Below are 15,188 nucleotides of genomic sequence, written 5' to 3'. Positions count from 1 at the left end.
AAAGTGTCGCTTGAAGATACTTTAGAACAACACTTTTAATCATCTAAGGTTTCCTTACATTCACTTTACCTCAAATACAGATGGTATCTTAAAATTCCAGTATCGCTGTAATGCTTTGTTGTAAAGAGTTGTTGTTTTACGTTGATCAATGCTAACACCAAGTAATTTTGTCGTATAAATTATTAAGGTAAATTGACGGGTGCTCACGTTGTTGTATTTAGCCTTGATTACTAAAGTTGCTTTTTGTGATTTTTCATAGGATCATGATTCATTTAATAACACCTGTTGCAAAAATATATAAATATTTATGATGTGCTTTATTATTTATCGATAGCTGTTTAGGTCAATAATGAGCTTACCATCACTAGGAGCAGTCGCTAAAGCAAGCCTTTATACGATTGAAGAACTATATGGCAGTAGAGATGTTTTTGTATTCAACTACTCGGTAAAAATACTGCAAGGTCAGTTAACGCAAATAGAGCGTTTTTTGCATGAAAAGTTAAGCTCTATTCAAGTGAAACAATATGCTTACTTAGGCGAAATTTTCACACGAACAAAGCTAAGCTCAATGAGTTTGAAACTACCTTTGCATGAGTCAGGGCAACAGTATAACTCGCAGTTAGAAAATGTTGATGTGATGTACGTCAAAGACTTCCAAACTGATGTTCTTTATTTTTGTTTAAGCGAGGTATTACTTAAGCAAAAAGCGCAATATATTTCACCATACTGTATAGAAGAAAATGTATTGCCGCGCTTTTATGGGCACGATGAGACAAATGGGGTTTATGCATTTCATACCGTATTAGAACAGCTAAGCAAAGATAAAAAATATCAACATCGTATCAACACCTTACAAACATCTTATCAAGCATTTTGGCAACATTCAGCGATTACCCGTAACAACCTGGTGATGTCACACGTGAAACAAATCAATGAAACTGGATTCAAAGTTTTTTAATAAAAAACATAATGAAACATTATTTGTCGTAATAAATAAACTTTCAGGAGGATAGCAATGACAAAATATGAAGGAATGAAAATCAATATCGATGGCATTTTTACTTCAACACCCAAGAGTGTTTATATGACTTTAGCGCAGAAAAATGGCTATTATATCCCAAGTTATCAACGTCCGTTTGCTTGGGATGGTGATGGCAAAACAAATATGGGTGATCTCTTTAATAGCCTTAAAGAAGGCATGTTTTCAGATGATTTATCCGCATTAGTATTTTTTGGTGCAATTGTGCTAGTTGAAGATAATAATAGCAATTTGGACGTTGAACCTTGTGATACAAGAGCTATGCCCTCTCAGGTCTCTGTTGTGGTAGACGGTCAGCAACGCTTAACAACATTTACCCTCCTGGCTTCAAGAATTTATCAAAGACTTAACAAACTTAGCAAGAAGCTCAAAGAAGATAGACGCTATTTTGAAAATCTAGAAGATGATAAATGTGAAAATCGAGTCATGATTCTTGACCTATATTACGGTATTACAGCATGTATTGGTACTATTACAGGAGCCACTCATGACATTTGCCGCTTCACAGTTGCTGAAGGGGATGAAAAAGAGAATCCATTTTGTGTTTATCCACGCATTATTCGCATGTATGACGACTGTTGGTCAACTTCTGAGTCCAAAGTGCTTTATAATTCTGATGTTGCTTCTTATTTATTTAATTATCGTCAATCTGATTATGGTTATAATGGGAATTTAAAGTCATTTTTTAAAATTATTGATCAGGAAATAAATGACATTTTGCAGTCCGAAGAAATGACAGAAGCTTTCTTGCGACCTGACAGTCATTTATATGAATATTTGCAACGATTCGAGTTGTCTGCCATCACAAATCCTCATTTGCCTATTAAAGGAGAAAAGCTTAAACACTTAAAAGAAATCGTTGCTCTTTTTTATTTAGCAGAGTTTGTACTTTACCGTTGTGCTTTCACAGTCATTAGTGTAACTAAGAACTCATATTCACATAATATTTTTCAGGCATTAAACACCACTGGTGAGCCGCTGAATGCTATTGACACATTTAAGCCAGAAGTCATTCGTTATGTTGGCTATCAAGACTATCAACAGTCAGTAGAGTATACTTTGTTTGAGCAAATACATGATTTGCTAAATTCCACGCAAAATAAAGGTAAAACAAAGACATTAGACAAATTTATTGTCGATCTTGGCTATATTTTAACGGGAAATAAGCAAAAGGTAAGCAAAAGCTTAAAGGCACAACGCCAGTTCTTAATTGATGAGTATTTTGCAATTTCCACTGAAAAGAAAGAGCAAAAAACACAGTTTGTTAAAAAAATTCGAGATCACTTATATTTCTGCTATAGCTTTGAAAATACCAATATGAATCAAGAAGGCAGTATCTACCTTGATCTAGATGACAAAACCAAACTGTTTTTGCATTACTTAGAAAAGGAACATTGGAACAATGTTCGTCCTCTGTTGAGTGTATTTCATCAGCATTCCAAAGAAGAATTTTCACAAGCGATTGCCTTATTGACAGCATTTTTTGTATTAACCCAGTTAAAGCTAGTTAATGCAGGAATTCCAAGTATTATGAACAGTTATTGGCGAGAGCATGTCTCTTGTGTCAATTTGTGCACACTAAAGAAATATTTACATGAAAAAGCCAATGAAAATAGCCGGAATTTAGCTGACCAAACAGCATGGCAGCAAAGAGTCGCACAAAACGATATTAACAATCCTAAGTCATATATTTTGGCAAAGCTGAGTTTCTTGGCAAGTTTTGCTGATCATCAGCTGCTAAGCTATGAAGCTTATGCAATGATTAAATCAAAGAAGGATAAAGAAGGTAAAAATAAAGATTATCGCTTTGAACTTACCGCATTAGAAGATTTTAATCATAATCATTTAGAGCGCTGGAGTAATACGACCCTTGTTCCACTTGATGTTAACTGGCCAAAACAAAATTACATTGGTGATGGCGTTGAGAATTATAAAAAAGCCTTAGAGCAGGTTGAAGCAGATCGTTATTATATTTCATATGTAAAAGGCGAAACGAGCTTTGGTGATAAGCGTACATTATTGGAGCAGCGTATCAAACAACACTTGTTTGAAAAGTTTAAGTTATATAATGACGCAAGATACCTTGCTCAAGATAGCATTGAGAAAGAACAATTACAGGCTGATGTGTGGTTGAGTAATGTTTATATGACTTTCTCTAATATATTGTGGCAAACAACTCATGAAAATACGCTTCTTCCATTGGAGACTGAAAGCTACGTTTGATCATAGTTTTGAACAAGTCAATACACTAAAGATTATACATCTGCAATTTAACTTCTTTATGGCAACATCTCCAATTTATGATGCTGAGTATCGGTGTCCCATAAGTCCTTATTTTCTTACACTTGAATAACAACGAACGTGATGATTCCTAAAAACCACAATGCTAAGCATTCCAATTAAAACATACAGGGAAACATTTACTTGGGTCAAATCAAATGCTTGTAGCAGACTTAACACAATAATATTTATCACAGCGGCAAAAGAGGTTGATAAGGCAATTACCTGTCCTCTAACCTGATTTGGGTAGCGAATAAATATGTCCTTATTTGCAATTACATTTAACATAGGATTAATTAGTGTACATCCGACACCAAACGCTATGAGTAAATAAGGTGATGGAGCAAAAAGCATGCCTATCATGGCTATCATTACGACATAAGATAATATTCGATATATTTTTAGTTGATCACAATTTCGCATAACTCTCTTACTCACCAGTAAATTGCTTATAATAGAACCTAGTGTCAGCATCAGCCAAAATAAGGAAATTAACAAGCTTGAAGCATTAAACTTGGAAATCAATAAGTTTTGACCTACATATAACACAGGGTAAGCAAAAATACCTGTTGAAACTAAAATCCAAAAAAAATGTCTATTTTGTGCAAGAAATTTTAGTGTAACCTTCTTAACTTCTCTTATTCCAGCCAAGGATGCTTCATAGGTAATAAAAAATAAAAGTATAACTTCACAGATATAGCCAAGTACCTCCACAAAAAATGCATAATATCCCAAACACCCAAAAAGGATGGGTCCAATGCTAAAACCAATCGCCTTACCAACCATATTAATTGCATTAAACCTTGCCATTCCTTCTTCGCAACGCTCATACACTTCCTTAATTATATTTCCTTGCCACACTTTACGAGCGGGCTCTCCCATATATAACATTAGCCACAGACAGCAACTTGCAATATAAAACATAGCTACTGAGGTAGTAAAGTCTAAGTTTATTAACCACAAAAGCGATATAATTGCACCTATGCTTGACAGTATACTTATTATTTTGCGGCTATAACAATCCACAACATATTTAGATAGGAAAGGTGCAACAACACCAATTATCTGACTTGTAATCAGCATAAAAGCAAAGTGTTGAGCATCACCCGTCAGTTTAACAAGCAAATAAGGTATCCCACTCCACGTGGCGGCAGCTCCTACGTAAGCAAAAGTTGATGCGATATTAATAAGGTATAAATCTCGCTTAGTGTAGATTTTCATGTAGCACCCCAGCTTGGACTAACTCAGTAATATTTACTTTTTCTACATCGATTCTCTGTACACGAAGAAAAGATTGCAAAATGCTGCGTGAAACGTTATTTTTTCTGATTTGCGCAATATGAAAAAGCACCTCAAACAGCAAACAGCTGACGACTAGTGTAAAGAAAAATTTTAAATAAATCACTGCGAGAATTGCTCAAATGAAAAAATTTTCGTTTACAAAGGAAAAGACTAGAGAATGGATTGTATTATGAACTTTTATGTCGAATTGATGTTTTTTAGTATCATTCTGAATTTGTTTTCCCTAAACTATTGCAAAATTATTTGAATCAGATTTGTCATGAAACTATCAGGGTTTACTTTTTTACGCAATGCCGAAGAGTTGTGTTTTCCCTATGTTCAATCTATTTTATCGATTTTACCGATTTGTGATGAATTTATTATTGCGCTTGGAAAATCTCAAGATAAAAGTCCTGATATTCTGTATCAGTTAACCAAAGACAATCCAAAAATTAAAATTATTGAAACCATCTGGAATGAACACATGCAGGTAAAAGGATATACTTATGCCCAGCAAAAAATGATTGCTCAATTTGCTTGTACTGGTGATTGGCTTTTTTATCTAGAAGGAGATGAAATTGTTCACGAAAAGGATTTAGATGATATTCAAAAGGCTTTGCAACAGTACAAAAACGATCCAGAAGTCGAAGCATTGGCTTTTCGTTATTATCATTTTTATGGTAATACTAACACTTATTTAGCGTCACCAACTTGGTATCGCTACGCACCTAGAGTCATTAAAGCAAGTGTTAGAAGTTATGCACCAGATGGTTTGTACTGGTTGGTATTGGATCCTAAAAAATCCAATCGTATTGGGCGTTATCCCAAGGCAAAACTATTGGATAATTATATCTATCATTATGGTTGGGTGCGTCCTGAATCTGCAATGAGTAAGAAGATTAGCCAGGTCAATAAGCATTGGGGAAAATCAGAAGGTTTTGACTCGAAATACAGCGATATCGATCCCAAAATCCTGATGAAGTTTGTTGGGACACATCCTAAAATTATTGAAGGATTTTTTCCACAGCAAGAGGAAATTTTTCAAGCCAATACTCATCATATATTGACCAAAAAAGAAAAGCGTCAACGTTTTAAAATAAAGTTAGAAAAGCTTTTTGGTTTAGATTTAAGCCGTAAGTATTTTAAAAAAGTTTAACACAAACCTTTTGATCGTGATAAAAAGGTCAGGTTATAGTGATTTTGTCAGTAACAGTGAAGTGAACGTTGCTTTAATTCTAAAGCATATTGGTAGTCATAAGTGGATAATAAGCTAGTAACGGTAATCTACGGCATGAATTACAGACTATAGATAATATTGAAATCAGTATTGAACTTAACCTGTCATTAATTTCCGTGATTGGTACAGCATAAAGGCGTTAGTGGTAAGTTGTTTAGTGTATTGTCTTATGATCATATTCATCTTTTCAGTCATAGCGCAAGTAGGCATAATATTCGCTTAATTAGTAAATAAAAAAATGCAAAGATGCTGATCAAAAGGATTTATGATCAAATTTTCCTTCAAACTTATAAGGATAATGTGATATGAAAGTGGCTGTAATTGGTAAAGGCAAAACGGGACAAGCCGTTATTGATTTATTGAAGGATAATGAAATAAGCGATATATTTGACTCTCAAAATTTGGTTACCGTGGAAAAGCTTAACAAGGCAGACGTTGCGATTGTCTTTGTTAATGCTGTAGCGCTACGTTCAATCTTACCCATTTTGCTTCAAAGTAAGGTTATGGTAGTGTGTGGATCAACTGGATTTGACTACACAGATGAAATTATTGATAGCGTTAACCAAAATGCCCAAACTTGGGTAGTAGCCAATAATTTTAGCTTGTCGATGGTATTGATTAAACAAATGCTTAGTACATTAGGCAATCTGCAAAACTTAGTGACAAATACCTCGTTTGCACTGTTGGAAACGCACCATATAGAGAAGCTAGATGCGCCAAGTGGAACGGCAATTTCATGGCAAAAATGGCTTAGCGTTGACAATTGCCCAATTGAATCTATTCGCAAAGAAGATGTAAAAGGTGAGCATAGGCTTGTAGTCAGCAACCCTTATGAAAAGATTGAATTAAAACATACCGCTCATGATAGAAGACTATTTGCACAAGGCGCGATATGGGCAGCGCGTTTTGTCTGTAAAAATGAACCACTCATCGGGTTTTATCAGTTTGATGAATTAGTAGGAGGTGTCTTATGACAATAAATTTAAATAATATTTTATATACAGCGGTTGTCACTCCAATGTTAGATGGAGGGAAAATCGACTTTGTAAGCTTTGAAAGATTATTAAGACAGCAAGAAGATGCTGATTGTGGCGTATTAATTTTGGGTAGTACAGGTGAAGCATTGGCACTTACTTTTACCGAGCAGTGTCAAGTCGTAGAATTTACTTGTGCTTTAAACCTAAACGTCCCACTTTTAGTTGGAGTAGGTGGTTATCAGCTACCACAACAAGTACAGTGGTTGGATTTCTGTAACCAGCAGAAAATAGATGGTTATTTAATAGTAACACCCATTTATGCTAAACCAGGAACACAAGGGCAAATTGCCTGGTTTAATACACTTTTGGATCGTTCTCAAAAACCTTGTATGCTGTATAACGTTCCTTCTCGCACAGGAGTTAATTTATGCTTTCAGGCGTTTGATGCATTAAAAGAGCATCCCAACCTATGGGCATTAAAAGAGGCTTCTGGTGATATTGAACGTTTCAAACGCTATGTTGAGATCGCATCTTCAGTGGCTGTATATAGTGGAGAGGATGCAATGATGCCAGAACTAGCACAGGTTGGCGCCAAAGGCTTGGTATCAGTTGTATCCAATCTTTGGCCTATCGAAACTAAATGCTACGTTACAGCTGCTTTAGCAGGTAAGATCACAAATGAAGAACAAAGCTTGTGGCAAACAGCAGCTAAGGCCTGTTTTAGTGTGGCAAATCCGATTCCCGCAAAAGTTTGGCTTGCTCACACTAATAAAATTGCAAGCAATACTTTAAGAGCGCCTTTAGTGGCAAGTGAGCTTACTGGCTTGGCACAACTTAGTGAAGCTGATGAAATACTTAAGGCATATTACACAGCTGTAGTATAAAAACAAACTGAGGACAACATGAACTGGGAACAAGTTTTAGCAGATTTACAAACAGGTAAACTAAGGTCAGCCAGCCGAAAAGATAATGGTGATTGGCAGGTAAATATTGAGGTCAAACAAGCGATTCTAGAGGCGTTTAAAGCTGGAAAAAATAAAGATTTTGACGCAGCATATCATGGGTTTGTTGATAAGCATAATTTGCCACCTAGGCTTTTTAGCGTTAAGGATGGTATACGTATGGTACCAGGAGGATCAGCTGTCAGAAGAGGTGCCTATATTGCACCATCGGTCGTAATTATGCCTCCTTCTTATGTTAATACAGGTGCGTATGTTGATGAAAATACGATGCTTGACAGTCACGTATTGGTTGGCTCATGTGCACAAATTGGTAAATACGTTCACTTATCAGCAGGCGTCCAAATAGGAGGTGTATTAGAACCAATCGGTATGAATCCTGTGATCATAGAAGATTATGTTTTTGTTGGTGCTGGAGCGATTATTGTTGAAGGAATAGTAATTGGTAAACGCGCAGTAATTGCACCATCAGTGGTACTATCAAAAGGAGTTAACGTTTACGACTGTGTCAATGAAAGGATCTTAGATAAAAGTGAAAAAATCCCAGAGGGTGCGGTTGTGATCCCTGGTACACGCCCATTGTTACAACCTTGGGCAAAGGAAAATAGCTTGCAAGCGGCTTGTCCGATTATTGTAAAATATCGTGACGATAAGAGTGATCAAGCACTAAGCCTAGAGGAGGCATTGCGCTAATGTTTGATCTTAACTTGCATGAACCATATTTGCAAAGCTTAGTCCAACAGATTGATGCACCATTTTTTTACTATGACTTAGATGTGCTGGCATCACATATTAAAAAGCTTAGTTCTCTTCCTGTTAAGCTTTGGTATGCATTAAAGGCCAATCCACTATCTTGCATTATTCAAACACTAGCCACTGAAAAAATGTGCTTTGATGTTGCAAGTATCGGTGAGCTTGAGCAGGTGTTAGCTCAGGGTGTTCTGTCTCAGCGTATTCTTCACACAGGACCTGCTAAATCCTATGTACAGCTTATGTATTTTATTGATAGAGGTGTTCGTGTTTTTGTGATAGAGAGCATTCAGCAATTGGTTGACTTAACGAACATTGTGAATCAAAAAAAGGTTGACGTACAAGTCTTATTGCGGGTGCAGCTTAAGTGGGCTTTGAGCGAAAAAAATGTTTTAGGTGGCAAATGTATCACCCCGTTTGGATTGCCACCACAAGATTGGGTAGATTATTTTAAGCAAAATAAACAACGAAGTCATTATGTTGATATCATCGGCTTTCATTGCTTTCAATGGGGCAATGTTTTATCTAAAGACAAGCTTGAACAGATTTGGTTTACGATTTCTAAAACGCTTAATATGCTTGCAGACGAGATTAACATAAATTTACGAGTGCTTGACCTAGGTGGTGGATTAGGTGTTCCATATACTCAATTACAAGTCCCTTTAGTATTAAAAGATATTGAAATATTATTGAAAAATTTAATCAATAGTTATCCAAAGCTTCAGTTTTGGCTTGAATTAGGTCGTTACGCAGTAGCTGAATGTGGTGTTTATTTGACACGCGTTGTTGATCGTAAACAAATCTATGGTAAAACTTTACTTGTTGTTGAGGGAGGGAGTCAGCATTTGCTTAGACCTGCCATTACTGGGGAAGCATTTCCAACAACTCTATTACGCCAAAGTTTTGCTAAGCTCATACCTATTCAGGTGCATGGTTCGTTATGTACCAATTTAGATCAGCTTGGACAAATTCAGTTACCAGATGATGTGAATATAAATGATTACTTGGTATTTCATACAACAGGTGCTTATGGTTTTACTGAAAGTATGCCTTTTTTTTTATGCCACAAGCTACCTGCTGAGGTAGTTTTTAATAAGGGTCACATTAGGATAATAAGACAAACAAAAAACGCACAGAGTTGGTTAGTATGAGTGGATATGAATATATTTCAGAACAAAAAATAAAAGTAGGTGAAAATGCTGCTGGTGAGGCAATAGAGGTGACTAAGCTTGTTATAAAAGGCGGTGATTCTGCTGCCAAAAAAGTTTATATTCAAGCAAGCATGCACGCATCAGAAATTCAGGGTAATGCCGTTATTTTGGTACTTCTCAAGTATTTTAAAAATAAGCAACCTTTAGGCGATATTACAATTATTCCACAATGCAACCCGATTGGACGCGATATGCTCATAGGTGCAGGTCACCAGGGTCGGTTTGATTCAACAAATGGCGATAATTGGAACCGTTATTACTTTAAACCTGATATTAATTACCATGATTTTGCTAAAACACATCTTAAAAGTGATATGAAAGTTTATAAACAGGCTTTGCGTGAAGTGTTATATCAACAAATTGATCAAGCTTTAGCAAATCAATATATGCTATCACGCGCTAAACGCTTAAACTACACGATGCAAAAACATGCGCTTGAAGCAGATATTATTCTAGATTTACATACCGATACGCATTCAATTGATTATCTTTATAGCCCTGCATATGCAAAAAACAGCGCCGAGAAATTTGGTTTTGAGCATGTGTTTTTAATCGAAAACAAATGCAATGGTGCGTTAGACGAAGCAGGGTTTTATCCTTGGTGGAGTCTACAAAGAGCGTTTGGTGAATTAGGTAGAAAAGAAGTTGTTGGCGTTGAAAGTTTCACACTTGAGTTAGGTTCAGAAGAATTAATCAATAGTCAAAAAGCACAAATGCAAGCATTGCGCATTCTAAACTACCTAGCTCATCACAAAGTTGTTCAGCCATATTCAGATAGTAGCAATGCCCTATCAAGTCGTGTTACCTTTCATAACGAAGATAACTTCAAAGCACTGCATGCGCTATATGGTGGTTTATATGAATGGTTTATTGCACCAGGAGACGTTATTAAAAAAGATCAACTGGTTGGTAGATGCCTTAAAATGTCGAGTCAAACAGCCATCTCTATTTCTTTTCCATTTAATGGACTTGTTATCAGCATTAATGCAAAAGGTGCATTACAACAAGGAAGTCATTTGTTGAATGTAGTTTTATAGTATTTCACGACTAACCTTACGCAAATGGTATCGCCGTTATTTAAAAATGTGGAATTTAGTTTAGTTGATTAAAGCAAAAGAAGTTCTGCTGCTTATGATTACTAACGCTTATCAAAAACCAATTCAAGAGCTACTCAAATGAAAAAACATCCTGTACAAACATAAATTTCAAAAAAATAACTTGTGTTATCCAAAAAATTAGGCATAATGCCTTTTATCTTCTTTAAAGAAGATAGAGTTCTCAGGTAATAATGGGACTTGAGTCATTTCCTTGCTAGTTGAGTAAATCCTTTTCATGTAGGGAGGGGTGTTTAGCATTAAGGTATGGGGGTGACCTTAATAATGACTCCGATCAAGCGTATCAATTATTGAATACTATTGCAATAGTTTTGTTGCACAAATTTTTATTTCAAGTTAGAATTTTTTTATGTATGAGTTAGTTAAAGTGAACTTGAGTGTGAATATGAAAATTGAAACTTTAAAAGTGAATGCAATTGATGGTTATAAAAAATTAAATATTATTGGAACGAACCTTAAAATTTACATGTATCAAAAGAATGTTAATAGTGTTGAGTTGAGTAAAGAACTTGGACTGTCGACAGGAACAGTGAGTAAAATTGTCAACGGTAAATGTAATCCAACCATATTAACTTTATTAGCCATAACCAATTATCTGGGTATTACGATTGAGAATTTATTAACGGAACAACATACTAGAGTCGAAAAATCATACGACATGTTATTTCCTAACATAGGACTAAAGTTATCTCAATGATGGGGTAAAATGTGCCATCAAAAACTCGATCAAAGCTATATCTATAGTTTAAGACTAAAGTAAGATGATCAGTATCAATCTTAGCTAAGATCAACCTTTTTATTGAACAGATGATAAATCTTTTATATTTAGCTTTTATCTGATTTAAGTTGTATGACTTGCATAAATATCAAAACGACTACTTTTTGCTATGAGTTGGCTGGTGGGTCTTTTCCCAACTAAGAATTCGCCTAAGCGTGGGCGCTTAACGACAATTTTTTTTGCAAAGAAGCTTTGCGCAAAAAGAAAAAGAGCATCATTATTTTGCTCATCAATACCAACAAGTTGATGAAGTAATTGCATGTTTTTTTTAACCTTAGCACTTTTAAGTCGTTCAGGAAACATCGGATCAAGATAGATAACGTCATAAGCTTGATGTGATAAATCAAGTGTGGCAAAATTTATAGCGTTTGCAAAATAAAGTCTAATTCGACTAGCTGAATCTTGTAGTTTTATATCTTGTTGAGCACGAATTAAACCATCATTGACAAGCAGAAAAACATAAGGATTTTGCTCGATAGCAGTGATATGGTGACCGCGTGAAGCAAGACAAAAACTATCTTGTCCTAAGCCTGCTGTCATATCAAGGATGGAAAGTTGAGTTTTACGCTTGCCTTCAACAGCTTTGACTAAATCAAGCTTAGCAGCATTCGTTTTAATGCGATTTTGAATTTCAACATTCGCAAAATCAACGCAAAGTGTGAGCTTAGAGCTGGTGTGGCATAGAGTCAGTTTTTGATCGATATAAGTTAAGTAAAATCCACTTTGAAGTTGAGTGCTCAAAGTACGAACGTAGATACTTTGAGGTACTTCAATATAGTTGTTATCCTTTGGTAAGTAATAAACTGTGTTCATCATTACTCAACTCCTAGTCACTTTAACGCATACATATAAACACTCACAATATTAACTGCTTGCCAACTTAAATCAGCTGCTGTGATATAATGATATTCAACTTCGCTTTCATATTTTAAGGCAATTATAAGATTTATAAATAATGTTTGACTATAAGAATTAACTTTTATCCTCATCCACCCCATATATGACAACATTTTTCTGTCCGCTTTACCACTTATGACATCTGGAATGCCTGAATAGCACTTGAACGATTCTCAAGCTTAACTGATTTAGAGATATACAACTTGATCATCGTAAATTTATCCGCTGTTCTGAACTTTCCTGTAGATAACATGGGTATATCTGATTATTTTGGTTAATTTCATACTGGTGATCATCAATTTATCTCAGCATTTTATACTAGGTTGGAACATACTCAATAGTTTTATTGGTTTATGTTTATCGTTGCCAATTTTTAACATTGTCCATCAAAGTGTCAGGATTCGAATAATTAAGATTTCCTTTTTGCGCGTGGATGGGTTTGATCATAAACGTTTGCAAGTTGTTGAAAATCTAAATGGGTATAGATCTGAGTTGTAGAAATATCGCTATGACCTAGTAAACTTTGTACTGCGACTAAATCTTTGGAAGATTCTAGTAAATGGCTTGCAAAAGCATGCCTTAACATGTGTGGGTGAATGTGTTTTGGAGCATGTTGCTTGGCAAATTTTTCAAATCGCTTTTGGACGTTTCTAGCGCTAATTGGTACACCTTGAAGGGTAGTGAAGATATAGTCATGGTCACAGTTGAGGGTTGCTCGCACGATAACCCATCTATTTAGCGCCAGTAATGCCTTTTCACCAAGTGGAACGATTCGTTCTTTATTACCTTTACCGATTATACGAATAAGCCTACGTGATAGATCAAGCTGCAAAAAGCTAAGCGCAATCAGTTCACTTAAGCGTAAACCACTGCTATAAACGCATTCAAGCATAGCAAGATCCCGAATTTCAAGGCTATCGTCTGGTTGATAATTTAACAGTGTTTGCATTTGATCAACATCAAGTGTTTTAGGAAGTTTTTTGGCTGCTTTAGGTGCCTTGACGCTATAGGCTGGATTTTGATCAATTATCTCTTCATGAACAAAATAGTGAAAAAAAGATTTAATGGCGCTTAATTTACGTTGTATGGATTTTGCGCTGATTCCTTGGCTATGGAGTTTCTTAAGCCATAATTGGACGTCTTGTTTACGTGTATCGACAAGGGATTTATTTGCAGAATCTAAAAATTGTTCAAACGTCAATAAGTCATTTTGATAGGCGCAAAGTGTGTGATCAGCATAATTACGCTGTGATTTTAAATAGCGTAAAAATGTAGTAATGTGTTGATGCATAACGGTTAAGATTTATGTCTTGTGCTAAAAGTATATACCCATCGCGCAAAATTTAAAGCCAGAAAGGCTGTAAAATGATTTGTGATGAATATAAGAGGTTGAGTTTTTATACGAGCGAAAATAAAACTTTTGAGATAATTGAGACAATGAAGAAAGCAATATTATTTATTAATGGTGAAATCAATTTGCCATTTTGTCAATCGTATATAAAGCGCTATTATAATGACCTACCTATTTATTGTGCGGACGGTGCTTTCAATAAGATTAAAGTTTCTAGCACGATTTGTAAGAAGCTTGGACTCATAATTGGTGATGGTGATTCTATTGAACAAGCACATAAAACGCACGTGCCATATCAATTATACTATGATCAAAATACCACCGATTTTGAAAAAGCATTATTGTGGTTGATTGACAATCAGTTTCAAGAGGTGATCATATTTGGTTTTGGTGGAGGCGAAATGGATCATTATCTCGGAAATATTTCTAGCGCATTAGCATATAAAGCTCAAATTAAAATGACTATGATCGATGTGTATGGTATTTCCTATTTTTTAACAGCTAGAACGCACCTTAAAAAGGTGCGTGGCAAAATGATTTCAATCGTGCCATTGTTTGAATTACATGAGTTGACCTTGAAAGGATTTGCATTTGATCTTGATCATGAAACGCTTAAATTCAGTAATAAAATTGGGACGCGTAATCATGCTATCTGTGAAGAAGTTTTTATTGATTATAAACAAGGAGAAGGGATAATTTTCATCTCACATCAAAATTACCATCAATTCATATCTGAAAAATAGTTTACATTTGACACGATAAAACGATTTTATTTTTAACAACTGCTGTTATACTGAGCATGACTTTTTGATCTTTGATTGATTTTTGTCGTTTATTATGCACCTTAATGTCATTCAGGATGAGGAGGTGACTATTAAACACAAAACCTTTTAAATACATGGAGTCGATTTTAGTTTAATTAATAAATAAGAGAGTATAGGATTATGTCGCAACAAACTGGCGCAGTGAAATTTTTTAACCAAGCTAAAGGTTTTGGCTTTATTAAACCTGATAATGGCGGGGCGGACTTGTTCGTGCATGTGACCGCTTTAGGTGGAATGCAAACCTTGGCAAATGATCAACGTGTAACGTTTGACATTGAAGACGGACGTCGTGGTCCACAAGCAGTGAACGTGCAAATCACAAGATAATTTTAAGCATATGGAAAACTAAAAAGGGTTGACAGTTTTGGCAACCCTTTTTTATTTAGTGGTTTTCTTCATATATAGGGGTTAATTCCATATATGGATTCGCTCATTAATGCAATGGTCTTTATTTAAATGTTCATAAATATAATCCATTTTCATTTTAAA

Annotated in this window: 14 protein-coding genes; 11 read left to right on the top strand and 3 right to left on the bottom strand. The window is 35.3% G+C overall.

All coding sequences use genetic code 11. The annotated features are described in order from the left end of the window. Nucleotides 1-349 precede the first annotated feature (349 nt). Both DNJ77_RS08765 and DNJ77_RS08760 read left to right on the top strand, forming a co-directional pair. Nucleotides 350-958 carry a hypothetical protein gene (locus DNJ77_RS08765; protein ID WP_116964612.1) on the top strand — a complete coding sequence of 203 codons (609 nt, stop codon included), beginning with the start codon at nt 350-352 and terminating at the stop codon, nt 956-958. Nucleotides 959-1,015: 57 nt separating this feature from the next. Then, nucleotides 1,016-3,262, top strand: coding sequence for a DUF262 domain-containing protein (locus DNJ77_RS08760; RefSeq protein WP_116964611.1), 2,247 nt, complete (start codon nt 1,016-1,018; stop codon nt 3,260-3,262). Between the two features lie 108 nt (nt 3,263-3,370). On the opposite strand, the gene DNJ77_RS08755 is transcribed toward DNJ77_RS08760, so the two are convergent. Beyond that, nucleotides 3,371-4,540 (bottom strand): MFS transporter, encoded by a 1,170-nt coding sequence (locus DNJ77_RS08755; RefSeq protein WP_116964610.1) that lies wholly within the window; start codon nt 4,538-4,540, stop codon nt 3,371-3,373. A gap of 340 nt (nt 4,541-4,880) precedes the next feature. On the opposite strand from DNJ77_RS08755, the gene DNJ77_RS08745 reads away from it, so the two are divergent. The 7 genes from DNJ77_RS08745 to DNJ77_RS08715 all read left to right on the top strand — a co-directional run bounded on the left by DNJ77_RS08745 (nt 4,881) and on the right by DNJ77_RS08715 (nt 11,546). Then, entirely contained in the window at nt 4,881-5,756 is an 876-nt protein-coding gene (locus DNJ77_RS08745; RefSeq protein ID WP_116964608.1) for a glycosyltransferase, read from the top strand. 386 nt (nt 5,757-6,142) lie between these two features. Continuing rightward, the gene (locus DNJ77_RS08740; RefSeq protein WP_116964607.1) at nt 6,143-6,811 is read left to right on the top strand and encodes a dihydrodipicolinate reductase C-terminal domain-containing protein; all 669 of its coding nucleotides are present in this window, start codon (nt 6,143-6,145) and stop codon (nt 6,809-6,811) included. Beyond that, a complete protein-coding gene (gene dapA, locus DNJ77_RS08735; protein WP_116964606.1) occupies nt 6,808-7,698 on the top strand; it encodes a 4-hydroxy-tetrahydrodipicolinate synthase in 891 nt (296 codons plus the stop codon). Before DNJ77_RS08740 ends, dapA begins: the two co-directional genes overlap by 4 nt. Nucleotides 7,699-7,716: 18 nt before the next feature. Continuing rightward, nucleotides 7,717-8,466, top strand: a complete 750-nt coding sequence (locus tag DNJ77_RS08730; protein ID WP_116964605.1) for a 2,3,4,5-tetrahydropyridine-2,6-dicarboxylate N-succinyltransferase — start codon at nt 7,717-7,719, stop codon at nt 8,464-8,466. Then, nucleotides 8,466-9,674: a PLP-dependent decarboxylase gene (locus tag DNJ77_RS08725; RefSeq protein ID WP_116964604.1), complete on the top strand. Its 1,209-nt coding sequence runs from the start codon at nt 8,466-8,468 to the stop codon at nt 9,672-9,674. The genes DNJ77_RS08730 and DNJ77_RS08725 overlap by 1 nt, the downstream gene beginning before the upstream one ends. Then, the gene (locus DNJ77_RS08720) at nt 9,671-10,771 is read left to right on the top strand and encodes a M14 family metallopeptidase (protein WP_116964603.1); all 1,101 of its coding nucleotides are present in this window, start codon (nt 9,671-9,673) and stop codon (nt 10,769-10,771) included. Before DNJ77_RS08725 ends, DNJ77_RS08720 begins: the two co-directional genes overlap by 4 nt. 427 nt (nt 10,772-11,198) lie before the next feature. Beyond that, a complete protein-coding gene (locus DNJ77_RS08715) occupies nt 11,199-11,546 on the top strand; it encodes a helix-turn-helix domain-containing protein (RefSeq protein ID WP_116964602.1) in 348 nt (115 codons plus the stop codon). A gap of 144 nt (nt 11,547-11,690) precedes the next feature. Here DNJ77_RS08715 and DNJ77_RS08710 read toward each other — a convergent pair whose 3' ends face one another. Then, entirely contained in the window at nt 11,691-12,443 is a 753-nt protein-coding gene (locus tag DNJ77_RS08710; protein WP_116964601.1) for a class I SAM-dependent methyltransferase, read from the bottom strand. 490 nt (nt 12,444-12,933) lie between these two features. Continuing rightward, nucleotides 12,934-13,815 carry a tyrosine recombinase XerC gene (gene xerC / locus DNJ77_RS08700; RefSeq protein ID WP_116964599.1) on the bottom strand — a complete coding sequence of 294 codons (882 nt, stop codon included), beginning with the start codon at nt 13,813-13,815 and terminating at the stop codon, nt 12,934-12,936. A 146-nt stretch (nt 13,816-13,961) separates the two neighbouring features. Here xerC and DNJ77_RS08695 point away from each other — a divergent pair, with 146 nt between their 5' ends. Together DNJ77_RS08695 and DNJ77_RS08690 are read left to right on the top strand one after the other, a co-directional pair. Then, nucleotides 13,962-14,618: a thiamine diphosphokinase gene (locus DNJ77_RS08695; protein ID WP_157966661.1), complete on the top strand. Its 657-nt coding sequence runs from the start codon at nt 13,962-13,964 to the stop codon at nt 14,616-14,618. A gap of 198 nt (nt 14,619-14,816) precedes the next feature. Then, complete coding sequence (locus DNJ77_RS08690; RefSeq protein WP_420810635.1) at nt 14,817-15,026, top strand: cold-shock protein; 210 nt, start codon at nt 14,817-14,819, stop codon at nt 15,024-15,026. The last annotated feature ends 162 nt before the right edge of the window (nt 15,027-15,188 follow it).

This window comes from Fastidiosibacter lacustris, assembly GCF_003428155.1.
GTDB classification, from domain to species: domain Bacteria; phylum Pseudomonadota; class Gammaproteobacteria; order Francisellales; family Francisellaceae; genus Caedibacter; species Caedibacter lacustris.
This window is presented reverse-complemented; position numbering and strand designations above follow the sequence as displayed.